Below are 26,356 nucleotides of genomic sequence, written 5' to 3'. Positions count from 1 at the left end.
GTTCTTCCTGTTGCGTGAATGTGGTTGGGCGGCAGGGGTACTCAGGCACCCGGCATTGTGGCGAGAAGTTCGGGAATACTGATCAGTGCCCGGTTCAGGGACCCCGAATCCGCCAGGATCGTCTGTCCGGTCATCACCGTGTTGTGTCGCGACGCGAGGAATGCGTAGATCGGACCGTATTCCTCGGGTGAGGGCATGTGCTGAAGCGGTGCCAGCCACTCGAACTGCTGTCTGTAAGCGTCAGCTGGGATGTCGGACTGAAGGGAGTTCTGCAGATCGAGTGCGGCAGGTCCGCGCAGCTGACTGTTCGCGATACCGGTCGGCGCAACCGCATTGACGCGGACTCGGGGTGCGAACTCGAAAGACATTTGGTTGACCAACGCGCGAATGGCACCCTTGCTTGCGGTGTAGGCCACTCCGCCCCCGTCGGCGGCGAATGCTGCCTGCGAACAGGTCCACACGACAGCACCCCCTTCTGCCTCGAGCAGGTCGAGGAAGATGCGTCCGGTCAGGACGTAGCCCTTGACGTTGATACTGAAGACTTCGTCCAGAAGAGTGTCGATACGCTCCACCGGGGTGTCGGCCAATCGGACGTTGCCGTCCCAGATGCCTTGGGCTCCGACGATCGAGGTGAGCCGGCCGAAGCGACCGACGATTTCGTCGCGGCAACGCGTCAGGTCGGTGATGCTGCGAACGTCGCCCTGCACCACCAGAACGTCGTCGCCGAACTCCTCCCGGAGCGTCGCAACCTTCCTTTCGTCGTATTCGAAGAGCGCCAGCGTTGCACCCTCCTCACGGAAGTGCCGGGCGATGCCGAGTCCGAGGCCGGAGCCCGAGCCGGTGATGAGAACGACGTGGTCGTCGAGAAGTTGCATAGCTGTTTTGTCCCTCTGTGGATGTGACAGGCATGAGTTGTGGCGTGAATCGACTGCCGACACCGATCAGCGGACTGCTGAAGGGGCCTGCTCAGGGTTCGACGCGTGCGCGAGGGCGAGGGCCTCGTCCCAGGTGCCGCCGCGAGCGAGGATCTTGCGATAACCACGCAGAGACCGTGTGAGGCCGCTGGCGAAGACGGAGTGAAACTCACCGCCCTGGCCGAACAACACCAGGAACTCGTCGGTGAAGAGTGATCCCTCGGCGACGACGATGTCGTCACCAGGGGCTCTGCGTCCGTAGCTGTGGAATCGATATCCGAACTGGTCGCTCCAGAAGTAGGGCACGCCGCCGAAGGCGTCGTCGGTGCCGCGGGCGATGTTGAGGCCTACGTGTCTGCCCTTCTCGACGGCGTGTGTCCAGTGCTCGATCCGCAAGGGCTCGCGAAACATCGGATGATCGGAACGGGCCACGTCGCCGGCCGCCCACACTCCGGGCACGTTCGTTCGCCCCGCCGCGTCGGTGAGCACTCCTCTGTCCAGCGTGACACCGGACTCGAGAAGCCAATCGACGTCAGGGTCGACTCCGATGCCGGCGACCACGTACGACGTCCGATGCGTCGATCCGTCCGCCAGGTGCAGCGTGTAGGCACCGAGTCCACCCGACACGGACGTGACGGCACTCGACATCTTCAAGTTGACACCGTGTCTGGCGTGGAGGTCGGCGATCACCTGGCCGAGTTCGGGCCCGACGATGGTCTCCAGAGGTCGCTCGGTGTCGTGCACAACCGTGATGGATACACCGTGTGCGGTGAGGCCGGCTGCGATCTCGAGTCCGATGAGACCAGCGCCGATAACGGTCACGTCCCCGTGGCGGGCTGCTGCCCGCCTCAGGGCGCTGAGATCTTCAGGGGTTCGGAGCACCGGCAGTGCTTCACCCTCGTCCGTGGTGAGTATCCGTGGGCGACCACCACACGCCAGAACGACAGCGTCCCACGACAGCGTTTCACCGTGGTCGGTGATCACGTATTTGCGATCGATGTCGAGGCCCACTGCTCTGTGCCCCAGCATGAGTGAAATACGGTTCTCGCTGATCCGCTCTGCCGAGCGAATTTCGAGAAGCTCCGGCTCTCCACGGCCGAGAAGCAGGCCCTTCGACAGCGTCGGGCGGTCGTAAGGATGGTGCAGTTCTGATCCCAGCACGGTGATCCGACCCTCGAACCCGCCCTCACGCAGTCCATCGGCTGCGGCCAAGCCCGCCGCCGACGCCCCGACCACGACGACATTGTCGGCCTCCGACTGTGTGCCCATCACGTTGGCTCGGGGCCCTGCAAAATGGCTTGGGCTGGGCACGCCCGTACTGCTTCTGCCAGGTCGTCGACATCATCGGCATCGACCTCGTGTCGCAGCAGGACCGCTGCTGGGGCACCGGCCGGAAGGTCGAAGACATCGGGCAAAATGCTTGTGCAGATTCCATAGGAACGGCACCGGACGCTGTCCAAACGGACGACAGTCTGGTCACTCATCGAAACAATCCTTTGCTCACAGAAAAAGTCCGAGATTGGGAGTGGCGATCGCAACTTCGGTCAACAGGATCTCCCTGCGCAGAAGTCGTGGCCCGTCCGCCGTGATGCGGAGTTCATCGTTGCGCCGATAGGGGATCAGATCGAAGTGGGGATCGATACCCCGCTGGCGATACAGAAGCACAGCGCTCGAGACGGAAATGACGTCGTCACGGTCGGTTGGTCGGGCCAGTACCGAACCGACGAGACGCATGGTGCGTGACGGCGGAATTTCCGAATACGCCTGGGAAGTAGCGAGACGGTCAATCCGAAGTCTTACGTGCGCCAAGGTGTCGCGGACTCGAAACGCGGCGCGGTCGACCTCGTCCGACCTCAATTCGGTCGCCTGCCTGATCGGGATCACGTACAGCAGCTCGGGATCCAGAAGCTCGAACCAGTCTTCTTCGTGAGCCTCGTCCAACAATTTGGATTCGAGGGACAAGAACTGGGTCGCAATGTTCTGCAGCTCGATGTCTGTCCGGGAACTCGGATCAGCAGGTCGGGGCTCGTGCTCGGTGGTTGCGATAGTGGTCATCACGCGGACCGTCCGTCGCTCGTCTCGGGCGACGAGTCGTCGCCGCGCATGACGGCGAGCCAGTGCCGGTAGAACTCCAGTTGAGCGAACTCCCCGAAACCAGTGGGTCGTTTTTTGCCGGGGCCGTGATAGTCGGGGTCCGGCGCGGTGTCCACTGTGGTCCGACCGGCCTGCTCGAAGTTGAAACTCAGGTTTTCGCGTTGCATCCACGCGCTCTTCGCCGCGCGACCGGCACCCTCCCAGGCAACGGTGTCATCGGTCTCGAAGGTGCCGGCTGATCCGAACAGCAGCTGGCCCGTCACGTAGGCATCGAGCTGCTCCTGCTCGCTCTGGCACTCGTAGACGAACTGCCAATTCCACAATTCCATCTTTCCCGGCGCGATGGGCTGCCACACCCGGAAAGTGGTGACGACCGCTGGAGGGCCGCCGGGAACCGTAGGGGCGACTGCGCGCAGGTAACTGAAGTTCGGAAAGATGTTTCCGATCGTCGGCGGGTTGGTCTCGAGAACGTACCGCTGAGCGTCGTCGAAGGCCGAGAGATCGAACTGAGCGACAGTTTCCGGTGAGTAGCCCCACATGGGCATGCCGATTCGTGCCCACGGAAAACCGAGCGTTGCGTGGCCGCCGCCGAAATCGTATGAATCCATCATCTCGGCATTGGCGCTCGTACCCTGAATCATTCCCACTTCTTCATTGCTGAAGTGCAAAGTATCGACGTGGTACGCGTCTCCGGAGAAGTTCTCGGCACCGGCTTTCCAGTCGGCGTTGATCTGGTACCGCTCTGGCGGGCCGGCCACTTTCATACCGCCGGGAGCGAGGTTCACCAGGACGTCCAGCATCCACCCGCCCCCGCCCAGGTATTCCTCCAAAGAGGAGCCTTCCGCCGCCAGCGACGCAAAGATGAAACCCGAGCGGACGTCGACGCGTGGGGCTTTCTTGAGACCCCACTCCTTGGGGTCCAGCCGCGTGCCGTACGCCTCGCGCATGTGCGGCGTACCGATCAGGTCGCCATTGTTGGAGTAGGTCCAGCCGTGGTACGGACATTTGAAGAAGCGCGAATTGCCCGTGTCCGTCTGGCATACCTGCGTGCCGCGGTGGCGGCAGTAGTTGGACAACACGTTGATGCTGCCCGAACCGTCGCGCGTGACGATCACGGGATCGAGACCGATGCGGCGTTGAACGAAGTCGCCGGCATTGGGTATTTCGCTCTCGTGCGCGACGAAGACCCAGCACGTGCCGAACACTTGGTCCAATTCGGCCCGGAAAACTGCGTCGTTGTTCCAAATCTCCGCTGGTACTCGATTTTGCTCGAGTTCCGTCTCGACACGGTCGAGGATCGGCGTGACATCCGAAGCGACGGCGGGCGTGATGACTGTCATGTAGCTCCCTTGCAAAAACCGAATCGATCAGGGTGAAGCTCTGATGGTAGAGCCCATGGTATGACCGCCATCACAACGCCGGAAGGTGCAAGTTTCGATGCCGGAGAATCGATGAAATCAATGGATTATTTCTGTCGAATGGCAGCGATCCGCCTCTGGGGTGTGCACCCATTATCGATGTCATCGATGGCGTCATATCGAAACGAATCGTTTCTGCGGGTGGTAGGTGCCGCTTAGCCTGAGGACGCGCAGCACCATTGCTGCGCATCCGTTGTTCGCGGAACACCCGGACCGAACGAGGTGGCTTTCAATGATTCGACTCGAACACATCAATTACGGCGGGGGCAGGCGCGGTACATCTGCCGCACGCCTGATGGCACGCGCCCTCGATCGTCGGGACTTTGCCGCATGACGCTGCTACTCGACGACCAGACAGTTCGAGATTCGTTCGGTTGGACACAGGCAATCGAGGCGCTCCGCGTCGCGTACGCGGGCGATGTCGCAGAATCGCGCTACCCGGAACGGTCGATGGCCCGCGGTGACGCCAGCTGGCTGCGAACCCTCACCGGGATCTCGGCCGGCGGCTTCATGGGTGCCAAACACATCGCTGCAGCCATGACCACCCGTCAGGTGTCCTATCTGATTCCTCTGTTCGACGAGCGCACCGCTGAGCTGGTGGCTCTGATGGACGGCCAGTCGATCACCGGATTTCGTACCGCCGCCACCTCGGCGCTCGCCGCGCAGCTCATGGCGAGCTCCGGCGACCTCGACGTCGCCGTCATCGGATCCGGCTTCGAGGCCGGAAAGCACCTGCGCGCCATTGCTGCAGCCCGCACCCTGAACACGGTCACCGTCTGGAGCCCCCGTGAGCAGAGCCGATCTCGGTTCGTCGCAGAATTCGCAGACTCGGACCTGCCCGTCTACGCGGCCCGCGATGCCGAGAGTGCAGTCGCTACCGCGAATCTGGTGATCTGCGCGGCCCGCTCGCGCGATGAGTCACCCACCGTCCGCGGTGCCTGGATCCAGCCCGGCACCACCGTTGTCTCCGTGGGATCGACCCTCCCCGAACAACACGAGGTAGATGTCGAACTGATGGATCGCGCCGAGCTGATCGTCGCTGACATGGTCGACGAGGTTTTGCACGACACCGGGGATGCACAAGCGGCTACGGCAGCGGGTGTCGACTTGAGGTCCAAAACAATCCCGCTGGCGGACCTGGTGGCTGAGCGGCATCCGGGTCGCACGGCTGGTGACCAGATCTTGCTGTACAAGTCGGTCGGCTCAGCGGTGCAGGACATCGCCGTCGCGGCGATGTGTCTGGCCGAGGCTCGCCGCCGTGGACTCGGAGTCCCACTGCCCATCTCGATCCCGACAGTCAAGAAATGAGAGTGCATCGATGATCTCCTCCCTCGAGACCGCACCGAGACCCAGCCATGGTCTGACCGACGCCCTTCTGTCCAGGTCTTCCTCCTACGTCGACGGTCAGTGGCTGACGCGAGACGGTGGCGAACGGCTCGTGGTGCACAACCCCTCCACGGGCGAACCGATCGCTGATCTGCCGTCGTCCGGCGCGGATGACACCGAGCTCGCCGTCACCGCTGCGCAACGCGCCCTGCCTGCGTGGCGCGGGTTGTCCGGCAAGGAGCGCTCCAACATACTGCGTCGGTGGTTCGAGCTGGTTCGGGACAACACCGAGGACCTGGCACGGCTCATCGTTCTCGAAGAAGGCAAGCCCCTGTCCGAGGCAATCGGCGAGATGAAGTACGCAGCTTCGTTCATCGAGTGGTTCGGTGAAGAGGCCAAACGCGTTCACGGCGATATCTTTCCCGCCCCCGAATCGTCTCGACGAGTCGTGGTGCTGCGTGAGGCGATCGGTGTGTGTGCGGCCATCACGCCGTGGAACTTCCCCGCCGCGATGATCACTCGCAAGGCTGCTCCTGCGCTGGCCGCCGGGTGCACGATGGTGGTCAAGCCCGCCGAACAGACGCCACTGACAGCGCTTGCTCTGGCCGAACTCGCCGAACGAGCGGGTGTGCCTGCCGGCGTGCTGAATATCGTAGTCGGGGATGCGCAGAAGATTGGCCCGGTGCTGACCGGCAACTCAGTCGTTCGCAAGGTCAGCTTCACCGGGTCGACAGAGGTCGGGCGGCTGCTGCTCGCCCAATCTGCGCAGACCATCAAGAAGACCTCGATGGAACTCGGCGGCAACGCGCCGGTCCTCGTCTTCGACGACGCCGATCTGGACGCAGCGGTCGCCGGCGTTATCGCAACCAAGTACCGCAATACGGGTCAGGCCTGCATCAGCGCCAACCGCGTCTATGTCCAGTCGGGGATTTACGAGCGTTTCGCCGCGGCGTTGACACGTCAGGTCGAAGGCCTCGTGGTCGGTGATGGATTCGAGGTCGGTGTTCAACAGGGGCCGCTCATCGACGCCGACGCTGTAGCGAAGGTGGAAGAGCATGTTGCCGACGCGGTGAGCCTTGGTGCGCGTGTGCTCTGCGGCGGTCGGCGTCACGATCGCGGCGGTTTGTTCTACGAACCCACGGTGCTCGCCGAAGTCGACTCCACGATGCGCATCACACGAGAAGAAACATTCGGACCCGTGACGCCACTGATCCGATTCGAGGCGGAGGATGATGCGATCCGCATGGCAAATGACACCGAATTCGGTTTGGCTGCCTATCTTTTCACCCGTGATGCAGAGCGGACGTGGCGGGTCGGTGCAGCTATCGAGGCGGGAATGATCGGCATCAACACCGGCCTCATTTCCAATGAAATTGCGCCATTCGGCGGCGTCAAGCAGTCGGGTCTGGGCCGGGAGGGATCGGTGTACGGCATCGACGAATACATGGAGATGAAGTACCTCGCTTGGGAGGGTGCCGGAGCGTCGTAGCAGTCGCCTTTTCAGAAACCACGACTTGGTCTTCGAAAACAACCCCGAGAGGAAACAACATGGCTGTATACACGCGAAGCGAGGCCCGCGAATGGGCCCGCGAGAAGCTCGTCGGCGCAGTGAACTGCACCATCCCGTCGTTCACCGGCGATCTGAAATCCATCAACGAGGCAGGGATCCGCCACGACATCCGTCTGGCGAAAGAGCACGGATTCCTCGGGACGCTGGGTGTCTCCGAGGTGAACATCACCTTGCCTGAATATCTGGAATTTCTTCGAATTTCACGCGATGAGGCCGGTGAGGACTTCGTTGTCGTACACCACGGCAGTTGGAGCACACTTGCCGATAACATCGAGGCCGTTCGCGGTGCCGAGGAGGCCGGCGCAGATATCGTGCTGTGTTCGTATCCGCCGAACTTCTACCCGGAGTCCGAAGAGGAGATCTACCAATATACGAAGGCGGTGTGTGACGCCACCGATCTTGCCGTCATCGTCTTCCCGATGTTTCTCTGGGGATTCAGTCCACGAATTCACCAGTCGGACATCCCCACCCGCCTGATCCGTCGACTTCTCGACGATTGCCCCAATATTGCCGTCATCAAGGCCGAAGGCGGGTTTCCCTACATCCAGGGAATCATCGAGTGCGACCGTCTGTTCGGCGACGAAGTCGTCATCTCGGTACCGATCGAGGCCGATCTGATCACCCTGTCACAGTTGATGCCCATTCAGTTGTCTGCAACCAGTGACCACGAATTCTATGGGCCCATCATCCCGCGGATGATGAAGCTTCTCGCGGACGGCAAGCACGACGACGCGACAGAACTGTTCTGGCAAATGCATGCTGCGCGCAAGGCCAAGGCGGGCCTGGGCCAAGTGCTCAACGGCGGCGCGTTCATCAACAGGCAGGCGTGGAAATTTCAGGGATGGCTACAGGGATACAACGGTGGCCCTCTGCGTCAGCCCACCCAGCGAATCCACGACGGCCAGATGCTCGTACTTCGGAAGGGACTCATCGACTCCGGCTTCGAACCATCCATGGATCCGCTTCGCGAGTTCTTCGTGGGCCGTAACCCGGCCTGACACTGTCCCCTCAGCGACTCGGGGTAGCGACCAGTTTGGCCGCCTGCGCTCGCAGGCGGCCACGGAACCACGACTGAGCGGGATCTCCGTCGAGCCGACGCAGCCAGATGAGCGTTTCGGTGACCGGCTCGAGCTGCATGGGTGGATCGATGAGCTGCAAATTGGCAGCCTTGGCCACACGGGTAGCAAGCGTGCGAGGGAGGAGCGTCACCAATGTGCTGTTGCGCAACATGAATGGGGCTACGGTGGCGCTTGCCGTGATCTCGACTCGGCGCGGTATGCCGAGTACATCGAGGTTCGTGTCGCCCAACGAGGGCCGTGACCCGTCTCCGAAAGTTGCTGCGAGATAGGGCATGGCGCTGAATTCGTCGACCGTCATTGCCGGACGGACTGCGCTGTTGGCGGCGTCCGCTGCCAAGACATATCGATCCCGATAGAGCACCTCGCGACGGACGTTGTCTCTCCATAACGCAGGAAATGACGAGATCGACTCGCGCGGTAGCACGATCACGTCAGCGCGTCCACGGAGCAGCTCATCGGGGATATCGTAGGAGACCGTCCTGACCTCCAAGCGGATGCGGGGGTATGTCGACGAAATCTCCACCAGAAGCGGGTGCAGGAGCGCTGCCGCTGCGAAGTCACTCGCGATCACGGAAAATGAATGCTCGTCGACCTCTGGGTCGAACGTTCCAAGAGCCGACAATGTCACCTGAAGCTCGGCCAGCGAGTCGCTCACCGGTTTGCTGAGCGCGTTCGCGAGTGGAGTGGCGATCATTACTCGGCCCTGGCGTACGAGGATCGGGTCCTTGAGGAGTTTGCGCAGGCGTGAAAGGGTCGAGCTCATCGCAGGCTGACCCACCCTCAGTCGCGCAGCAGCTCCGGTAACGCTTCGTTCGGACATCAGCGCCTCGAAGGCCACCAGCAAATTGAGATCGACACGGCTCAGTTGCGCGAGCAGGGGATGCGGCAGATGGCCGGTGCCGAAACCGATTCCTTCGCTCACCGTTCGACTCCTGCCATCGTTGGCCACGTCTTCCCAGAGGCTATGTCGACCAGCCGTTCTCGGAGCCATACGTGGCTTGGGTCGTCATCGTTCCGACCCTCCCAGACCATGACCTCTGTGATGGGCTCCAGCTGCATGGGCGGCGTGAGCAACTTCAACCGAGCGCCCTCAGCGACTGTCGACGCCAAACTGGCCGGAATAATGGACACGAACGGCGTGTCGCGCAACAGGAATGGCGCTATTCCAAACCCTGTGGTCACATCCAGGCGGCGCGGGATCCCGAGCCGATCCAATTGCGTCTCGATGAGCGTGGGGGAGCGACCATCGTTGCTGGCGAGATAGGGCAGCGACGAAAACTGTTCCAGCGTGATCTCATTCGAGACATGCGGGTTGTCCGCGTCTACAGCGATGACGTAGGGATCGGTGTACAGCGTCCGGTAATCGAAGGAATCGGCGAGTGACTCCACGGCTGCCAGTGGGACAATCGTCAGATCGACGGTGTCGGCAGTCAAATCGTCGAGAAAGCTTGCAGAAACCGGCAGAATGCGTAGCTCGATATGAGGTGCTTCCGCCGGTAGCGCGACCAGTAGCGGCTGGAGAACTGCCATGGACGCGTAATCACTTGCCATCACCGTGAAGCTGCGGTGGTCCTGTGCGGGGTCGAAGTCCGGTGGTTCGGTAAGTACGGAATTGAACCTGACCAATGCCTCTCGCACCGGAACTACGAGCGACTCGGCCAGTGGAGTCGGAAACATGTTTCGGCCCCGCCGTTCGAGCACTGGATCGTCGAGTAACGTCCGCAACCTCGCCAATGTCGAACTCATCGCCGACTGTCCGACCGACAGCGTGCGTGCAGCCGCCGTCACGTTCTGCACGGACATGAGTACATCGAACGCCACCAGAAGGTTGAGGTCGACTTGTCTGAGATCCATGGGCCGAGGCTACGCCCAATGATCGACGAAATCGATAGCAACGCATCGTCAGACATTGTTGGTGCCGCGTGATCGACGCCACTAGCGTGGTTGACGTCGGTGCCCCGCCCGGGGGCGCAGTCGAGAGGCGAGGAGTTCATCGGATGGCTTCCGGATTCAGTCCGATCACGCATTTGCGGCACGTCGGTCTTGCCGTACCGAATTATGACCAGGCTGTGGAGTTCTACACGAAGGTGTGGGGCCTCACGCCCATAGCCAATGATTCAGGAGTGACCTTTTTCGGTTCTCCCGCGGATCCAGAGCACTACATTCTGCGAATTCGAGAAGACCGACAGAAGCGTCTCGACCTCATTTCGTTCGGGGCGGAATCGATGGGTGAGGTCGACCTCTTGGCTGAGCGTCTGGGGCGAGCAGGCGTAAAGATGAACCGCGAACCGAGCGTGATGACAACCCCGGGCGGTGGGTACGGCCTGCGGTTCTTCGACTTGGACGGTCGTCTGATCGAGGTGTCGGCAGACGTGCAGCAGCGCCCGTTCCGACTCCTCGAGGAACGGGAGTCCATACCGCGCAAGCTCAGCCATGTGGTGATCAATTCGACGGACGTCCAGAAGACGAAGGCGTTCTACGAAACGCATCTCGGATTCCGATTGTCGGATTGGCTGGGCGACATGATGTGCTTCATGCGCAGCAGTTCTCAGCACCATATTTTGGCGATCTCGCAAGCACCGTCCACGTCGTTGAACCACATCTCTTTCGAGATGCGCGGAATCGACGAGTACATGCGCGGCACGGGCCGGATGATTCGCAGCGGCTACCGGCCGCTGTGGGGACCGGGTCGCCACGGTGCCGGCGACAATACGTTCTCCTACTTTCTCGATCCGCTGGACAATGTTATCGAGTACACGACCGAACTCGAGATCGTCGATGAAAACACTTGGGAGCCATCGGTATACGATCCGACCCGTTCGGACACTCAGGATCAGTGGGGCACCGGTGGGGCCATGACAGAGGTAATGCTTCCGGTCATGCTGAAGCAGCGCGACGACATCGGTCTATGGGTTCCCTCACCGGTCTGACTCGCCCGCAGCATTGTCTTCCAACAAATCCACCCACAGCCCAATGAAGGAAACCCGCGTGTCTGATCTGGACGGAAAAGTCGCTGTCATCACCGGCGGTGCCAACGGCATCGGCTTGGCCTGCGCTCAGAAATTGAGCGATGAGGGGGCCAAGATCGTGATCGCCGACATCGATGTGGCAGCAGCCCAGAAGCGAGCCGACGAACTCCCGACGGAGTCACTCGGCGTCCGACTCGACGTACGAGAGTCGGCCTCCGCCAACGAATTGGCCTCGACGGTGCTTCGTGAATACGGTCGAGTGGACATACTCGTGAACAACGCGGGAATGAACATCGGAGCCCGAAACACTGTCGACGTCACCGATGAGGAGTACGACCGTCTCATGTCGATCAACGTGCGGGGTACCTTCACGACGACGAGGGCACTGCTACCGGCTTTCATCGAGCAGCGCGGCGGCAGCATCGTCAATATGTCTTCGATTTGTGGCCAAAGAGGGGTCGCCCTGATTGCGGCCTACTGCGCATCGAAGTTTGCCATCGTGGGGATGACCAAGAGCTTTGCAGCCGAACTCGCTCAGTACGACATCACTGTGAACTCAGTCCATCCCGGCATCGTAGCCACCGATCTGCACGACAAGGTGGTTAAAGAATTCAGCGGGCTCAATGGCCTCAGCTTCGAGGAGGGATGGGACGGGTTTGCTTCGAGGATCCCGCTCGGTCGGTTACAGACCACCGATGACATCGGCGACATGGTGGCATTCTTGGCGTCCAGCAAAGCTCGCAACATCACCGGGTCCGAATTCAATGTCGACGGTGGACTTTTGGTGTCTTGACCAGGTTGGCGCTCGAAACGCGCCGATGCACTCATCACTTACGATCCATTGCAATCATTTTGTGTAGTTATCCGGGCCTGGTTGCGAAGACGTAGTTCGTCCCGTGTTATGGACATGATCCATACGGCAGCGGAACCGAGTATGTACGAGGATCGACACCGGCCGCTGGCGATGCTGCTGTGGCTGCCGTCGAACGAGGTCGGGTAAAACACACCCAAGGGTCACCGAAGGTCTGCGTGTGAGCAGATCATCGGTGACCCTTGGGCAGGTTGGTCGCTGCTTGCGGTGCAGTCGCGCGCGCAGACCGATGTCGACCCCCCGGAATGTCCGAGGGGCTGCCGGTGCTCGCGCTGTCAGGTCGGTTCGTCAGTGAGTACAGCGGTGGTGATCCCGAATCCCGCGATGTACTCCTTGATAGGCCGATAGAACTCGTAGGTCACCCGGTATTCCCCACACGCGGCCAGTGCTGAGTACGCGGACACCCAGTTCCGAACCTCATGGGCTGAATGGCCGGCCACTGCGTCCATCTCTTCGGCCCTGTAGTCGTCGAAGTTCTCGACGCGACCGGAGTGGCATACGTCGAGAAACGCGCGATCCCAGCCGGGGTTGAGATCCATGATGTCGGCACCGTCGGCAGCGAAAGCGCGGGCTGTGGCGATCACGCGGGCCTGACGCGCGTCGCGGGCTTCGGGCGTGGGGTTTCGGCCGTCGGTAAGCAGTTTGCGCTGTGCCTCCGTGGCCGTGGCGATTTGGGGCACCGGAGGATCGTGCGACAAGCCGCCGGAGCCGATGAACAAGATCCGGTTGTTCGACGACGCGAAGTACTCGCCCACGGCCTGTCCGAAGGCACGGACACGCGCCATCTTCACAAATGGCCGTGCCACCGAGTTGACGAAGATCGGGACGACCGGCACGGGCGCGACGTCGCCGAAGATGATCTCCATGGGCTGGACCGCACCGTGGTCGACCTCCATCTGCCGAGAGATCGCCACGTCGATCCCACGGTCGATGACGTGTTCGGCGAGTGCTTCGGCGACATCGGTCGGGACATTCAGTTCGCCCGCGAACGAGTCGAAGTCGCCAGTGCCGCGTGCCCTGTACCCGATACAGAAGGGTGGCATCAGGTCGTAGAAGAATCCGTTGTAATGGTCCGGCCCGAAGTTGACCACGAGATCGGGGTCGAAGTCGCGAACAAAGGCGCGGGCTTGCTCGAATGCCGCATCGACCGAAGCCTTGACCTCGTCCGGTGGGTTCACGTGATGTAGAAGCGGGCTGTGCGACATGCAGAGCAGTGCGTGTGGCATGGTCCGAGCCTCCTCAGTGTCCGACGCCGTGGCTGGCGAGGTACCGCGTGATCACGGTATTGAAGTCCTCCGCGCGTTCTACCTGCGACCAATGGCCGCACTGGCTGAAGATATGTGCGTCCGCGTGGGGGATCAGGTTCAGCAGTTCCCACGTGCGCGACACCGGAATCACAACATCCTGTACACCGTGTATCAGCAGTACCGGAATCTTCAATGCAGCAAGCACATCGAAGTCGAGGGGCAAATCGTGTCGATCGCGGTCACGGGCCGCGACGACGTCGGCCAGACGGTCGGACGCGGTGTCGTTCAATGCCGATCGGTAACGAAGTGCCACCAGTTCATCGGTGACGAGGGACTTGTCGACGACAAAGAGTTCGAGGGTATCGCGAATGCCATTCTCGGTGAGCGTCGGGTTGGAGTGTCCGGCAAGGGCGCCGGTCAGCTTGGCACCTCCAGTACCCATCGACACGATACCCAGCAATCGATCCGGGAAGTCGATCGCGAATTGGAAGGCCAGCCATCCACCCAGTGAGTTGCCGACGATCCACGTCTTGTCGATACCGAGTGCGTCGAGTACTCGGACCGCATGCCGAACCCATTCCTTGATTCCGTACGCGGTGTCATCCGCGACGACGGTCTGTCCGTAGCCGATCGAATCGATTGCAATGCAACGACCTTGTTCACTGACGGCGGGAAGATTGAGCCACCAGTTGGCCGCCGCCGTTACCCCGGTCCCAGACCCGTGCAGAAACAGAATGGGTGTTCCTTCGCCGAGTTCGTGGTAGTGCGTGACTTCGCCGGGGGCGGTTTCGATCCACTGGTCTCGAAGGCCGAAGAAGGAGTCGGTGACATATTCGGGCGTGGGTGTATCGATCATGGTGTTCCTTAGCTGTATTTTTCGGCCGCCGAATTCATATTGCAGCAGATGTTTTGTCGGGGATATCGATTGGCGCGTGGTCGACGAACGACATGGAAGCGAGGATGGCGTCGAGAGTGGCGGGGGCGTTCTGCGTCAGACATGCTCCCGCGACGAAGCGGTCGGGACGCAGGAAAACCAAAGGCGTCGGTCTATCGTCGAACCACTTCTTGAGCAGCCCGGTGTGATCTCCCACAACGAGCACGTCCGCGTCGATGTGCTGGTGCGCCCACGCGCGTTGGGTGTCGGGTACCACCGCCACCAGTCGCGCGCCCAATGCTTCGAGTCGGCGGAGGGAGCATTGGGGCAGAACGTCTTTGGGGTTGTTGCCCCACACGATGACCGACCACCAGTTCCCGATGGCATCGTCGAGCAGAACGATGGCTCCGTCCACAGTGGTCACTCGCGGCTGTGGGAACTGAACCCCGACCGGAGAGATCCTCACGTTGGCGGTCCGTACCGGAATCAGGCGACTTGTGATCGTTGCTCCTGCTCGACCGGGTGTGCAGTCGGATGGATCGGCCAATACGCCCTCGGTGTACCGCGGCATGGGCTTGAAGCGCATCTCGGAAAAGTAGCTCTTTATCTGCGGGAGTCGGTTCAGGAACGAGGATGCTGTGTCTCGAAGAAGAGCCGCAACGGGATTGGTGACCTTGATGACCTTTCCGAAGGTCAACGACAGGTCGACCATCGCCTTCGCATGGTCTCTACGTTCCGTCGTGTACGTGTCGAGCAGATCGTCATCGGCCTGCCCGGACAGTACGGTGGCGAGCTTCCAGCCGAGGTTGGTGGCGTCGCGTATCCCGGAGTTCCAACCCTGTCCCAGCCAGACCGGCATGAGGTGGGCCGCGTCGCCTGCGATGATCTGGCGGCCACGCCTGAAGTTGGACGCGACTCTGGCGTGGTGGGTGAAGACGCGTCGGCGAATGAAGTCGAGTCCAGCGGGATCCGGAACATGTTCGGCCAGTAGCGTGTTTACGTATTCGGGGTCGGTGACCTGGTCTTCGGTCTCGTCGTCGTGCAGCATGAATTCCCACCGTCGGACAGCATGGGGCAACCCGATCGAGACGTACGGACGCTTCGGGTCAGCACCGAGGAAGACATTGGGCGTGCCAAGTGGGTCGTTATTGACATCCACCACCAACCAACGGGTCGAGGGAGATTCGCCATCGAAGCTCACCCCGAGGCGCTTACGCGTAGGTGATTTTCCCCCCTCGCAGCCGACGAGGAATCGGCCTCGGATCGAACGGCGAGTGACTTCGCCGTCCTCTGACTCGACGAGTGCTATGGCCGTGACCCCGTCGCTGTCCTCCTCCACGTCTTCCACTCGATGGCCGAAGAGCACCTCGATGCTGTCGAACCGCGCGAGTCCCTCGTACAGAGTTCGGTCCACCTCGGGTTGTATGAAAGAGTGCTTTCGTTCCCAGCCGAATTCCTCGGTCTGCGGATTGTTGACCAACATGACTTTTCCCGCGCCGTTGACCAATCTCATGATGTGTTGTGGACTCGTGTGCGGGCGCACTGCTTCCGCAAGGCCCACTGTTTGAATCGTGCGGAACGATTCGTCGTCCAGGCCGACACCACGGGGATAGTCGATGAGCGAAGACAGCCCTTCCAACACGATGACACGTTTCCCGTACATCCCAAGGATATTGGCCAACATCAGTCCGGCGGGACCGGCTCCGACGATCACTACCTCGGACTCTATGGAAGATTCCATCTGCGCCGCACTCACTTTCGTCATCGAGAAGAAGACTTACCCGTAGAACGGTCTGGCCGAAGTCAGACCAACCCGCTGCAAAACACGCGTTCCGCAACACTTCGAGATCGACTACCTGACCCCGGAGTTCTGCTTGGTCCGCAGTGTCGACCTACCCGCTCAGGCATGTACAGGCAAAGGGCCTCCGTTGTACGTGACCATGTCTTGGAACACTTTCGGCACGTCGAGTGGTCCGCCTGCGGGGAGTCCATCCAGCTCGGCCATGGCCCGGTGCAGGTTGCCGACGATGCGCTCGGTGTCCGTCCACTCACCGAACCGGCCGAGATTCAGCTCTCGCGCGGCATCCAACGCCGGTACGCCTGCCGCACGTGCGTCCCTAGCGGCCTTCGATACGAACTGGAGGTAGTCGACCGTCTCGTCGATCACCTCGGTCCCGCACACCGGACCGTGGCCAGGAACAATGGTGGTGGCACCCAACGGGCGGATCACATTCTCGAGGACGTCGATCAGGCCCGTCACAGAGCCGCTCAGGAGAAACGGGGTCCCGCCTTTGAACAACAGGTCACCTGCGTAGAGGACGGACTGATCGGCGACCCACACGATCGAGTCATTGGTGGTGTGTGCAGGACGGCCCACGTAGCTTATCTCGCACCGTCGGTCTCCCAACCACAGCGTCATCCCGTCGGTGTAGGTCAGGAATGGAGGGGTGAACGGGGGGTTCCCATTGTCGATTTCCTCGAATATGCCGGGTGGTAGCTCGATCTCTGCGTGCGCAATCATCTCTGCTCGCGTTTGTTCGTGGCCGATGATGGTGGCACGGGGAAGCATTCCGTTCCCAGCGGTATGGTCGGGGTGGTGGTGGGTATTGACCACTGTCCGGATCTCGCGCCCTGTGAAGTCACGAACTGCGTCGATGTATGCCTGTGTGCGCTGGGCAGTTTCGCAGGTGTCGACGCTGACGACGCCATCGGGACCGACGATGAACCCGGGGTTGTTGATGGACCATGTGCCGTCGGGCTGGATGTAGGCGAACAGGCCGTCGCCGACCTCGTCGATGTGTGGTGTCCCGCTCTTGAAGGTCGGAATGTGTGGTTGGGGGATAACTGCTGTCATCGGACTCTCCTGGTTGTCGGCGGCTGAACGGAGTGGGCGCTTCTACGGCGACGTCGAAGGCACAGATGAGGGTTCGGCTGGGCACACCGAAGTTGGAGACCGAAATTCAGCCTGTCGCCACGACTTTGCTACGGGAGCCCGGGCAAGGGCCCGTTACTCGCGAGTCGGTGAGTGCCGCTGGAGTGGTCTCGCATCGAAGGCTGCACCGAATATGTCTGCAAGGAGCCGATCTCCGCCTTCGTCCAGTGTGATCTCGAGACATGGATACAGCTGCGCGACAAGGCGGACGGTGCGCTGGACCCGGAACGGTACGCCGCCGAACCCTGCCGCAGCGCATCAGGGGCCGTCGGGTCGTGCTCCAAGATCGCCACCTCCGCGCCTCTGACGCGGCAACAACCGCGCAGCTCAAGACTACGAGAGTCGAGGCATGGTGAGAATCAGTTCGTATCGATGAGCGCTTATCGATGTCGTCGATAGGAAACGGCAGGGCCGAACCGGCAGTCGAGCCGACCCTGCCCCACACGTGAGGCTCAGCGTGGCCTCCGTTGAGTCTACTTTTCTGGTACCGATCCGAGATTGTTCGCGACAGGCCGTCTCGAGGACGGTTCAGACCGTCGGCGGCTTACACGGGAGAGTTCGATCGCCTCGCGAATGTTTCGGTTGGGGTTGTGTAGCTGCTGTGCAGCGGGGAGTGCAGGAAGCTGGTTAGTCGATGCGCTCGATCAGCGGGCGCAGCGCACCTGGCGCGATACCCGCATTCTTCAGCTTCTTCGGGATGACGACCTTCCACCGATGCTATCGCCAGGAGATGCCCGCCCTTTTCGAGACGTAAGGCGCAGCGGCACGGGAAGTGCGCCATGCGCCGGTCAGATTGACGTCCACGACGCGTTCGAACTCCTCGGCTCGGGTCGCGTCGATGGACCCGATTACGTTTCCGATTCCGGCTCCGGCTCCGGCCACGACGATATCGATTCCTCCGAAGTGCTCCGCGGCGGCAGCCATCGCTGTCTCGACACTGGACATGTCAAATCTGCCTGCTGAGAGGATCTATTTGCCGTGATCGGCTTTCCTGACGTCATGTGGTCTTCATTGCGTTCACCCGCGCCGATGCCTGTGTTCGCGATCACACATCGGTGAGGTATGTTTCGCTGAACGCCACAGAGCGTCCATGGCAACGGAGTCACCCCTGTACAGCAACAGACCGTACCGACAGAGCATCACCAGCTTCATCGGCCGCCGTAAAGAGATAGATGAAGCGCGCGTCCGCCTGCAGCAATCCCGGCTGGTTACGCTGCTCGGTCCTGGCGGCGTCGGAAAGACTCGGCTTGCGGAACGGATCGCGGAACAAACGTCCAGGGCGTTCCGCGATTCATACCGATGGATAGATCTTGCCTCGGTTCGAGATCCGGACGCGTTGACACCGGCCGCGGCTGCTGCGCTAGGGGTGATCGATCAGTCCAACAAAGATGCGATGGACAAGATACTTGACTATCTTCGCGACAAGCACGTGCTCATCGTGCTCGACAACTTCCGGTGATACGCCGAAATCCGTAGCTAATAAACTGAATTGGGCTTGGTCCTACGTACGTGTGGTCTCCGTACAAGTCCAAGAACACCGGCAGGGCGGTTGACTTCATCGCGTGGCATATCAGATGTCCGTGCCGTCCGCCCCCGATGACTGCCACCCGACCGGGTCGAGAACTCACCTCGTGTTCTGACATTGCTCGACTCCTTCCTCGACCTGTGCTGCAGACCACACTTCGCCCCTTACCTGAGTTGCCGGGGGAGTGTTCGACAGTGCGGACGATGCAGTCGATTTCCGAATCCGATGTTCGACAGAATCGGCAGTTACGTCGCCCCGGGCATGGCCCATCTACGGTCTCGCTGCATCAACAGCTATCGAAGAGGTCAATCGTGGACTGCGACGCAGCGATGCATATCGATATTCCGCGGCAATGGTCGCTCGCTCGAACCGCATTGACGGCCGCGGGATGCGCGTCGGTGGGGCTAGGCGTACTGACCGTAGCCACCACGTGGAGCGTCCTGCCGTTGGCAATCGTTCTCGCGGGTGTGCTCGTTCTGGTGTCGAGCTCGTCTGCTACTCCATTCACCGAAGCTGGATTGGTCATCGGTGGCACCATTGCGTTGCAAGCGTCCCTACTCCAAACACCCCACACCGACCGAGTCTCGTTCCCGTCGGTTCACGGGGCCTTCGTTTTCATCGGCTGTGCCTACATCGGCCTGGGACTGCTTTCGATTCGGTTGTACCGATCTCGGTTTCGTCCGTACTTCTTCGATTCGTCGGCCCCACGATGAGCAGGCGATGAAAATTTTGGGCACCCGCGGCGAGCCGGACTGTGCGCGATCTCGAACTCTTCGTTTCGCGAAGACGCATGACTTTGGGGATATTGCCATCCCTTTCTCGAGGAGAACGGCAACACGCGGAGGCAGTCTCTTGTCCAGATGCTGTCCAGTCGAGGCTTGGTCTGGCGTGGAATTCGATCGAGCTGAAGGAACTGAACCGCGTACACCATCTTGCGCGGGCCGTGCAGAACATGGAACCGCTTCGACTGATGTTCGCGAAGATCGGCGGCGACGATCCGGCGCACGTTTTCAGCCGTGATGTTTAACGAACGGGGGTCACCGGCATCGGTGCCGTAGCTTTGGATCGCAGTTCACGGCACCGGGACACCACGCGCAGCATCTTAGGGGGCGTCGCGTCCGCGGCGTATCCTCATTCCGATGCTGGATGAGTCCCAAGGACAGGGCGGTCCGTTTAGACGTTGAAAGATTTTACGGACGCCGATGGACTGGGAACGGGTCTAAGGAGGTCATCGTTTACTCATCACTTTGGATCGAGCCCGTCTGGATTCACCTGGACATCGGTGGCCACTCGATTCGCCGAACACCCAGCTCGGCGGGTCTGCGGTGAACGTTCTGGGACCTCCCTGAATTGTTATCTCTAGTACAGCGGGTCCGGGGTTCGAATCCCTGATGGCGCACAGCGAAATGCCCGTTCACCGCAGTTCGTGAACGGGCATTTTTGTTCGGTAGCCCGCGTCGTCAACCCATCTCGACCGTTTCCGCCGCTGAGTGCTCGGATCCAGTCGAGCGGCAGGGAGAAACAGTCAGCAACTCGGCCGGCCACCACATCCCTCCGAGTCGCGCTAGCCCTCGACAACTCGCAACCGGCTTTACTCGACTAAGCCCCCCACTATTCGAGGGAGTCGCCGACCTGAAACTGTCCGCTGCGCAATAGTTCCTGAGTAAGTTCGATTCCAGTGTGGTTGACGATCATCGCTGTGTAGACCTCCAGCGTGTGAAACAGGCCGTCGGGCATCGGACCCTCGCCGTCGGGGTCATCGCCAGCTTCACGCATGCGATCTCGCCAGGGGCTGTCAGGTTCACTGAAACCCGGCCCGTCCTTCAGGAGCGCATCGAACATTGCTGTTCGAGCACCGTCGACCCACTGGGCGAGATTACTGTGGCCGACCTGAGTGGCGAACGTGAGGGCCTCGCCACCGATCGACAGCGGTGCCATCAGCTCATCGGCCAACCCTGCCACCGACCTGCAAAGCTGTGCCCATGGCGTTCACCATCAGGCTCACGACTTCGATCGCGGCGAACCCCGCTGACGTGTTCGATCTGGAGTCGGATGCAATCGTTCACGCCGAGTCTCAGGGAGCGTACGGAGAGAGCGTGCGAGTCGATTCGAAGCGGAGTGCTCTTCGTTTGGGCGATGAAATCGACATCCGCTCCAGGCATCTCGGTGTGTGGTTCACCTTGACCAGCCGCATCACCGAGTACGAGCCCGCGAGATATTTCGTGGACGAGCAGGTCACCGGACCCTTTGCCTCGATGCGCCACGAGCACTTCTTTCTCGCACGCCGGGGTCAGACGCAGATGGTCGACATCATGTCGGTCGAATTCCGTGGTGGACGACTCGGCGCGGCGATCCTGGATATTCCAGGCAAGCTGTATCTCCTGCGCGTCCTGTGCGTTCGGAATGCATACATCAAGAAGCGTGCCGAAGCGGTGCGAGAAACTCGCGACCCATAGCAGTCTGCAATCCGACACCGACACAACGGTTCTCGACCCTGTTTCTCGCCCCGTTCGGCTGCATTCGGTTCGAAAGATGCTGATCGGTATTTTTTGATGCAGACTGGCAACTCGGACATAGTTCACGCGAACCAGGAGGATTGCCATGCGATCGACCAGTCGGATTCTGATCGGAGCGCTACTTTGTGCGCCAGCACTAGCGGCGTTTCCAGCGACGGCATCAGCGGCGCAATCGACAGACGTGACGTATGCGTTCGAGGTCGACGGATCGACGGTGACCAACACGATCACCAACAACTCCGGTAGCGACCTGGCCTGCGGCACATCGTTGGCTCCGGCACCGGGCGGAGTGCTGCCTCCGGTGTGGGAGGTCGTCGGTAACGGCCAGTCGCTGTACTCGACCGACGACGGGGGCCAGATCGGAATCAGCACCCAACACGTCACCGATATCCCGGCCGGCACCTATGTCGCGCTCGCATCGTGCGTAACCGAAGGCGTCGATCCGACAACAGCGTGGGTCTCCGATTACCCCGGGCTGCCCGACGTCCTCGCGACTTTGCCGTGGAACTCGTTTACCGTGCAGCAGGCTTCTCCGATCGTGACGATCGAAGACTGAGCGCCTGCACTGGATTCGAGCCTCGGGAGCCGCAACCACCGAGGTGTCGCTGCCCCGTTCTTGTGGACGGTCAGCGGCCCTTGGATCGGAGGAAGTCCGCCACCGTGGTGACGGCGGCGGGGTTGCGTGGTCCTTCGACGAGCGCTGCGTAGGGGAGGGCAATGATGTTGTTCTCACGTACGGCGGTGGTGCCGGACATCAGGGGTTGTGCACGTAGTTGCGCGATCTTGGCGTCCACCGAATTCGACGGTCCGGCACCGTAATCGACGATGACGATGAACTCGGGGTCGCGGTGGGCTGCGGCTTCCCAGGACGCGGTGGTCCAGGAATCGTCGAGGTCGTCGAAGATGTTGCTGCCACCGGCTTCTCGGATGATCTGCGACGGAGCTGCGGTGCGGCCGGAGGTGAAGGGCTCGGGATCGGCGCTGTCGAACAGGAACACCCGCGCCGGGTCTCGGCCGTCCGGAGCCCCGGCGTTCGCGGCACCGATCTGGTTCTCGTAGTCGGTGACGAGTCGGTCGGCCCGGTCAGGAACTCCGAAGAGGTCGCCGAGGTTTCGTAGGTCGGTGTAGAGCGCGTCGAGGGGCTCCATGACTCCGCGTGCAGTACTGCCGGGTTGCCGGCATGCTTCGGTGAGTTGGTAGGGAACTGCGCCTATGCTGCGAATCCAATCGGGAGTCACACCGGTCGACTCCTTGTAGCCATAATTCCAGCCGGCGAAAACGAAGTCCGGGTTCGCCGACTGAATCACCTCACGGGTGAAGGCGTCGGCCAGTTCCGGTGCCGCGTCGAAGTCGCTCTTCCACGGCGAGGAGTCGATGTCTCGCTCCTTGCCCGGGTAGCTGGTGTATCCGACGAGGCGGTCGGCGAGGCCGAGGGCGAACATCATCTCGGTGATGCCGGTATCGTTGGTCAGTACCCGCTGTGGGGTACCGGTCACGGTCAGCGGCTCGCCGCAGTTGGTGACCGTCACCTGATCGCCACCCTGCTCGGTGGCTGTGTCGACCTGGGCTCCGCACGAACTGACCAGTGCTGCAACAGCGGTCGCGGCAATGGCGATCGTGCGAGGCCGGCGAAAGAGGTGGGTCATCGAGTGTCCTTGTCGTCGAAGAGAACCTGGGGAACTCCCAGGCGTGGGTGGGTGACGATGTGTCCGCCGATCCCGAACCAGGTCGAGAGCACCTTCTCGGTCACGACATCATCGGGTGAACCCGCACAGACGATGCGGCCGGCGTGAAGTACGACCAAGCGGTCGCAGAATTGGGCGGCGATATTCAGATCGTGAAGCGCGGCGATCACGGTGATCTGCAGGCTCGCAGCGGCGCTCAGCACTGCGTATTGGTGTCGTATATCGAGGTGATTGGTGGGTTCGTCGAGCACGAGCACGTTCGGTTGCTGGGCGAAAGCCCGTGCGATCAGAACACGTTGGCGTTCGCCTCCGGACAGGGACAGGAACGATCGGTCCAACAGATGTTCCACGTCGGCGACGGTCGAGGCACGAGCGCACGCGTCGTCGTCGCGGGTGCGGTTGCGTCCTAACGTGGAGTTGTGTGGAAGACGTCCGGTGGCGACGACCTCGCGTGCGGTGAAGTCGAAGTGCATCGAGGAGTCCTGGGTGAGTGCTGCGACCTGACGTGCGTTCTCTTGCATGGTGATTGCGGTGATGTCGCGGCCACCTACCTCGATGCGTCCGGTCGAGGGCTCGGTCGCTCGATACAGGCACCGCAGCAGTGTCGACTTGCCGCTCCCGTTCGCGCCGACGATGCCGACGATGCTGCCGGCGTCCAGGCTCATGGTGATGTCGTCGATGATGCGGGTGCCGCCGATATCGACTGCGACGTCGGCGTAGTCGACGCGCATCAACGGTCGCCGATCATCGCGCCGCGGCGACGCATCAGCAGCACGAACGCCGGAACTCCGACTGCCGCGGTGATCGCCCCCAGGGGGAGCTCTTGCGGCGGTAGAACCGTTCGGGACACCAGATCTGCGGTGACGAGGAAAGCCGCACCCAGGACCGGGGTGATCACGACAAGCCTGCTGTGGTCGGCCCCGACCAGTAACCGTGCTACGTGAGGGACGACCAGACCGACGAATCCCACTGCGCCACAGATCGACACGTAGCACCCTGTCATCGCTGCGGATGTCACGAAGAGAGACAGACGTAGACGTGCCGCGTTCAAGCCCAGTGCCGCGCTGACTTCGTCTCCCATCGACAGCGCGTTGAGTCTGCGGGCCGTCAGAGCGGTCGCGGCTACTCCGGCCACGGTGACGGCGGCGGCCAGCGGGACGCTGGCCCAGGTGGCACCGGCGAGGCTGCCGAGCAACCAGAACATCACACTGCGAGCGCCGTCGCCCTGAGGTGCCAGGAAGATCAGCACGGTGGTCATTGCTGAAAATCCGTAACCCAACGCGGTACCCGTCAGGACCAGGCGCAGTGGCACCAGCCCTACCGGGGAGCGTGCCATCAGATACACGAGGGCGGTTGCGGCGAGTGCGCCGAGGAACGCTGCGCTCGAGAGCGCGTAGATGCCCAGGGCACCGAAGGTGCCGAACAGGACCACCGACGTCGCGCCTACCGATGCACCCGACGAGATTCCGAGAACGTAGGGATCTGCGAGTGCGTTGCGCACCATCGCCTGCACCACCAGTCCGACCACAGCCAGACCTGCTCCGATGACCGTCGCCAGCAACACCCGAGGCAGCCGAGAATCGACGACGATGCGGTAGTCGGGGACATCGCTGACGGCGATCGTGCCGCCCGACAGCTGTGCCCACAGGTAGCCCATCGCGTCGGTTGCCGGGATGTGCGCGGCCCCGAACATCAGTGCCGAGAGTGCAGACACCGCCCAGATCGCGGCGGCGAGCACAGTGAGGGGCAGGACCGATCTGGACTGCATGCGCAACTTTCTCCGCTGATCCCTGACCTGGCGACCTGCGAAAAGCACGGCTTCCGAGGCGAATCCGCGCAGCGCGAACGACGACCTCGTCGACCGTGTCCCTCGGGATCGACAGGCGACCACGCCGGCGGCGCAGCCGCGGTGGCAGGTCTTCGGACTCGCGGACACGCCATCCGACCACCTTCTCGGACGACTCCTATTGGCGGTCGCTTCCCGGGACGAATCCCAGTGCTCGATGACCGCGGTCGTTTCCACTCACCGCTGCGGGGCAGTTCCGGGTTTTCACCGGATTCCCTCTTACGATCCGATGACCAGCACGGCCATCGAAAACCAACGCCCACGCACGATAACAGCTCATGCGTGACGCGTTGTGTCGGTCGGCTTCGGTGCAAGTCAGCGGATGTACTTCGCGGCGGATGAGGCGAAGCGTCGGGGAGAGTAGTAGTTTTCTGCCCACCGTCCACTGGAATAATTGAACCTTCATCGACGCTGATGGGTTCGTCCATCCCGAATCGAGAGGTACCCAATGCACCTGGGCGTAGACAGCTTCGTCTCTTCCGTGACCGATCCGACCGACGGCCGCGTCATCGCGCCGGAGGAGAGGATGGGGCACCTACTCGAGGAGATCGCCCTCGCGGATCAGGTCGGTCTCTACTCGTTCGGCATCGGTGAGCACCATCGCAGCGAGTACTACGACTCCGCTCCGTCGATCATTCTGGCCGCAGCAGCCGCGCGCACCGAGAACATCCGGCTCGGCAGCGCGGTCAAGGTACTCAGTGCCGACGATCCGGTGCGAGTGTTCCAGGAGTTCGCCACTCTCGACCTGATCTCGAAGGGCCGGATCGATTTGGTGGTCGGCCGAGGCTCGTTCACCGAGTCTTTCCCACTGTTCGGACTCGACTTGGCCGATTACGACTCCCTGTTCGCCGAGAAGCTGGATCTCCTGCTGCAGATTCGCGACAACGAGGAGATCACGTGGTCCGGCCGGCACCGGCCGGCGCTGAACCGTCAGGGGATCTATCCGCGTCCGCTGCAAGATCCGCTACCCATCTGGGTCGGTGTCGGCGGAACCCCCGAATCATTCGCTCGTGCAGGGCTTCTGGGCCTACCCCTGATGATCGCCATCATCGGCGGAGAGCCGCGCCAGTTCGCGCCGCTCGTCGACCTGTATCGGCGCGCGGGCGCGCAAGCGGGTCACGCGCCGGAGAAGCTGAAAGTCGGATTGCACGTGTTCGGATTCGTCGCCGACACCACCGAGGCGGCAGCCAACACCATCTACCCGGGCTGGAACGAGATGTTCACCAAGATCTCTCGCGAGCGCGGGTTCGCTCGACCGAGCCGACAGCAGTTCGACGCTACGTCGGGACCCAACGGCGCGTTCTTCATGGGAGACCCGAAAACCGTCGCCGACAAGATCGTTCGGGTAAGCGAGCAACTCGGCGGTGTGGATCGACTGTCACTGCAGATGACCAATCCGCGTCTCGCCCACGGTGATCTGTTGCGCGGCATCGAGCTCCTCGGTACCGAGGTCGCTCCGCTGGTAGCCGACGCGTAAGCGGCAGCGAGCC

At 61.7% G+C, this 26,356-nt stretch carries 26 protein-coding genes, 1 pseudogene and 1 riboswitch; of the genes and pseudogenes, 11 read left to right on the top strand and 16 right to left on the bottom strand.

Annotated elements, in window-relative coordinates:
* Window positions 1-41: 41 nt before the first annotated feature.
* The 5 genes from JLZ96_RS19115 to JLZ96_RS19095 form a co-directional block, all read right to left on the bottom strand.
* A complete protein-coding gene (locus JLZ96_RS19115; protein WP_201010984.1) occupies window positions 42-875 on the bottom strand; it encodes an SDR family oxidoreductase in 834 nt (277 codons plus the stop codon).
* A gap of 66 nt (window positions 876-941) precedes the next feature.
* Window positions 942-2,183, bottom strand: a complete 1,242-nt coding sequence (locus tag JLZ96_RS19110) for an NAD(P)/FAD-dependent oxidoreductase (RefSeq protein ID WP_236254170.1) — start codon at window positions 2,181-2,183, stop codon at window positions 942-944.
* Window positions 2,183-2,398 (bottom strand): ferredoxin, encoded by a 216-nt coding sequence (locus JLZ96_RS19105; RefSeq protein ID WP_201010982.1) that lies wholly within the window; start codon window positions 2,396-2,398, stop codon window positions 2,183-2,185. Before JLZ96_RS19105 ends, JLZ96_RS19110 begins: the two co-directional genes overlap by 1 nt.
* A gap of 16 nt (window positions 2,399-2,414) precedes the next feature.
* Window positions 2,415-2,969 (bottom strand): aromatic-ring-hydroxylating dioxygenase subunit beta, encoded by a 555-nt coding sequence (locus JLZ96_RS19100; RefSeq protein ID WP_201010981.1) that lies wholly within the window; start codon window positions 2,967-2,969, stop codon window positions 2,415-2,417.
* Window positions 2,969-4,348: a Rieske 2Fe-2S domain-containing protein gene (locus JLZ96_RS19095; RefSeq protein WP_201010980.1), complete on the bottom strand. Its 1,380-nt coding sequence runs from the start codon at window positions 4,346-4,348 to the stop codon at window positions 2,969-2,971. The genes JLZ96_RS19100 and JLZ96_RS19095 overlap by 1 nt, the downstream gene beginning before the upstream one ends.
* A gap of 408 nt (window positions 4,349-4,756) precedes the next feature.
* On the opposite strand from JLZ96_RS19095, the gene JLZ96_RS19090 reads away from it, so the two are divergent.
* The 3 genes from JLZ96_RS19090 to JLZ96_RS19080 are packed head-to-tail and all read left to right on the top strand — an operon-like array spanning window position 4,757 to window position 8,320.
* Window positions 4,757-5,734, top strand: coding sequence for an ornithine cyclodeaminase family protein (locus JLZ96_RS19090; protein ID WP_201010979.1), 978 nt, complete (start codon window positions 4,757-4,759; stop codon window positions 5,732-5,734).
* Window positions 5,735-5,744: 10 nt separating this feature from the next.
* A complete protein-coding gene (locus JLZ96_RS19085) occupies window positions 5,745-7,241 on the top strand; it encodes an NAD-dependent succinate-semialdehyde dehydrogenase (RefSeq protein ID WP_201010978.1) in 1,497 nt (498 codons plus the stop codon).
* Between the two features lie 59 nt (window positions 7,242-7,300).
* Complete coding sequence (locus tag JLZ96_RS19080) at window positions 7,301-8,320, top strand: dihydrodipicolinate synthase family protein (RefSeq protein ID WP_201010977.1); 1,020 nt, start codon at window positions 7,301-7,303, stop codon at window positions 8,318-8,320.
* Between the two features lie 10 nt (window positions 8,321-8,330).
* On the opposite strand, the gene JLZ96_RS19075 is transcribed toward JLZ96_RS19080, so the two are convergent.
* Both JLZ96_RS19075 and JLZ96_RS19070 read right to left on the bottom strand, forming a co-directional pair.
* The gene (locus JLZ96_RS19075; protein ID WP_201010976.1) at window positions 8,331-9,323 is read right to left on the bottom strand and encodes a LysR family transcriptional regulator; all 993 of its coding nucleotides are present in this window, start codon (window positions 9,321-9,323) and stop codon (window positions 8,331-8,333) included.
* Complete coding sequence (locus tag JLZ96_RS19070) at window positions 9,320-10,255, bottom strand: LysR family transcriptional regulator (RefSeq protein ID WP_268963057.1); 936 nt, start codon at window positions 10,253-10,255, stop codon at window positions 9,320-9,322. Before JLZ96_RS19070 ends, JLZ96_RS19075 begins: the two co-directional genes overlap by 4 nt.
* 143 nt (window positions 10,256-10,398) lie before the next feature.
* Between JLZ96_RS19070 and JLZ96_RS19065 the strand changes: the two genes are divergently transcribed.
* Window positions 10,399-11,331: a VOC family protein gene (locus tag JLZ96_RS19065; RefSeq protein WP_201010974.1), complete on the top strand. Its 933-nt coding sequence runs from the start codon at window positions 10,399-10,401 to the stop codon at window positions 11,329-11,331.
* Between the two features lie 58 nt (window positions 11,332-11,389).
* Window positions 11,390-12,163 carry an SDR family NAD(P)-dependent oxidoreductase gene (locus JLZ96_RS19060; RefSeq protein WP_201010973.1) on the top strand — a complete coding sequence of 258 codons (774 nt, stop codon included), beginning with the start codon at window positions 11,390-11,392 and terminating at the stop codon, window positions 12,161-12,163.
* 353 nt (window positions 12,164-12,516) lie between these two features.
* Here JLZ96_RS19060 and JLZ96_RS19055 read toward each other — a convergent pair whose 3' ends face one another.
* The 5 genes from JLZ96_RS19055 to JLZ96_RS19035 all read right to left on the bottom strand — a co-directional run bounded on the left by JLZ96_RS19055 (window position 12,517) and on the right by JLZ96_RS19035 (window position 18,239).
* Entirely contained in the window at window positions 12,517-13,467 is a 951-nt protein-coding gene (locus JLZ96_RS19055) for a 3-carboxyethylcatechol 2,3-dioxygenase (RefSeq protein ID WP_201010972.1), read from the bottom strand.
* 13 nt (window positions 13,468-13,480) lie between these two features.
* Window positions 13,481-14,344, bottom strand: coding sequence for an alpha/beta fold hydrolase (locus tag JLZ96_RS19050; protein ID WP_201010971.1), 864 nt, complete (start codon window positions 14,342-14,344; stop codon window positions 13,481-13,483).
* Window positions 14,345-14,378: 34 nt separating this feature from the next.
* Window positions 14,379-16,103, bottom strand: a complete 1,725-nt coding sequence (locus tag JLZ96_RS19045; protein WP_201010970.1) for a bifunctional 3-(3-hydroxy-phenyl)propionate/3-hydroxycinnamic acid hydroxylase — start codon at window positions 16,101-16,103, stop codon at window positions 14,379-14,381.
* A 159-nt stretch (window positions 16,104-16,262) separates the two neighbouring features.
* A complete protein-coding gene (locus JLZ96_RS19040) occupies window positions 16,263-17,216 on the bottom strand; it encodes an MBL fold metallo-hydrolase (protein WP_201010969.1) in 954 nt (317 codons plus the stop codon).
* 795 nt (window positions 17,217-18,011) lie between these two features.
* Window positions 18,012-18,239: an SDR family oxidoreductase gene (locus JLZ96_RS19035; RefSeq protein ID WP_201010968.1), complete on the bottom strand. Its 228-nt coding sequence runs from the start codon at window positions 18,237-18,239 to the stop codon at window positions 18,012-18,014.
* A gap of 145 nt (window positions 18,240-18,384) precedes the next feature.
* Between JLZ96_RS19035 and JLZ96_RS19030 the strand changes: the two are divergent.
* From JLZ96_RS19030 to JLZ96_RS19020, 3 genes and pseudogenes are all read left to right on the top strand, one after another.
* A pseudogene (locus JLZ96_RS19030) lies at window positions 18,385-18,744 on the top strand (NB-ARC domain-containing protein); the annotation flags it as partial.
* A 386-nt stretch (window positions 18,745-19,130) separates the two neighbouring features.
* Window positions 19,131-19,532, top strand: coding sequence for a hypothetical protein (locus JLZ96_RS19025; protein WP_201010967.1), 402 nt, complete (start codon window positions 19,131-19,133; stop codon window positions 19,530-19,532).
* 41 nt (window positions 19,533-19,573) lie between these two features.
* Window positions 19,574-19,846: a hypothetical protein gene (locus tag JLZ96_RS19020; RefSeq protein ID WP_201010966.1), complete on the top strand. Its 273-nt coding sequence runs from the start codon at window positions 19,574-19,576 to the stop codon at window positions 19,844-19,846.
* 584 nt (window positions 19,847-20,430) lie between these two features.
* On the opposite strand, the gene JLZ96_RS19015 is transcribed toward JLZ96_RS19020, so the two are convergent.
* Window positions 20,431-20,772 carry a DUF6461 domain-containing protein gene (locus tag JLZ96_RS19015; RefSeq protein WP_201010965.1) on the bottom strand — a complete coding sequence of 114 codons (342 nt, stop codon included), beginning with the start codon at window positions 20,770-20,772 and terminating at the stop codon, window positions 20,431-20,433.
* Between the two features lie 143 nt (window positions 20,773-20,915).
* On the opposite strand from JLZ96_RS19015, the gene JLZ96_RS19010 reads away from it, so the two are divergent.
* Together JLZ96_RS19010 and JLZ96_RS19005 are read left to right on the top strand one after the other, a co-directional pair.
* Window positions 20,916-21,275 carry a hypothetical protein gene (locus tag JLZ96_RS19010; RefSeq protein ID WP_201010964.1) on the top strand — a complete coding sequence of 120 codons (360 nt, stop codon included), beginning with the start codon at window positions 20,916-20,918 and terminating at the stop codon, window positions 21,273-21,275.
* A gap of 145 nt (window positions 21,276-21,420) precedes the next feature.
* The gene (locus tag JLZ96_RS19005) at window positions 21,421-21,891 is read left to right on the top strand and encodes a hypothetical protein (RefSeq protein ID WP_027497649.1); all 471 of its coding nucleotides are present in this window, start codon (window positions 21,421-21,423) and stop codon (window positions 21,889-21,891) included.
* Between the two features lie 70 nt (window positions 21,892-21,961).
* On the opposite strand, the gene JLZ96_RS19000 is transcribed toward JLZ96_RS19005, so the two are convergent.
* Genes JLZ96_RS19000 through JLZ96_RS18990 form a run of 3 tightly spaced genes read right to left on the bottom strand, consistent with a single transcriptional unit; the run spans window position 21,962 to window position 24,788 of the window.
* Window positions 21,962-22,981: an ABC transporter substrate-binding protein gene (locus JLZ96_RS19000; RefSeq protein WP_201010963.1), complete on the bottom strand. Its 1,020-nt coding sequence runs from the start codon at window positions 22,979-22,981 to the stop codon at window positions 21,962-21,964.
* On the bottom strand, window positions 22,978-23,751 hold the full coding sequence (locus JLZ96_RS18995) for an ABC transporter ATP-binding protein (RefSeq protein ID WP_032374496.1): 774 nt from the start codon (window positions 23,749-23,751) through the stop codon (window positions 22,978-22,980). Before JLZ96_RS18995 ends, JLZ96_RS19000 begins: the two co-directional genes overlap by 4 nt.
* Window positions 23,751-24,788, bottom strand: coding sequence for an iron ABC transporter permease (locus JLZ96_RS18990; RefSeq protein ID WP_201010962.1), 1,038 nt, complete (start codon window positions 24,786-24,788; stop codon window positions 23,751-23,753). The genes JLZ96_RS18995 and JLZ96_RS18990 overlap by 1 nt, the downstream gene beginning before the upstream one ends.
* 125 nt (window positions 24,789-24,913) lie before the next feature.
* Window positions 24,914-25,138: riboswitch (cobalamin riboswitch) on the bottom strand.
* 176 nt (window positions 25,139-25,314) lie between these two features.
* Between JLZ96_RS18990 and JLZ96_RS18985 the strand changes: the two genes are divergently transcribed.
* A complete protein-coding gene (locus tag JLZ96_RS18985) occupies window positions 25,315-26,343 on the top strand; it encodes an LLM class flavin-dependent oxidoreductase (protein ID WP_201010961.1) in 1,029 nt (342 codons plus the stop codon).
* The last annotated feature ends 13 nt before the right edge of the window (window positions 26,344-26,356 follow it).

Origin of the sequence: Rhodococcus sp. NKCM2511 (assembly GCF_014905595.1) — a bacterium.
Lineage (GTDB): Bacteria > Actinomycetota > Actinomycetes > Mycobacteriales > Mycobacteriaceae > Rhodococcoides > Rhodococcoides fascians.
The sequence above is the reverse complement of the archived record's forward strand: the minus strand, read 5'-3'. Positions and strand labels throughout refer to the sequence as shown.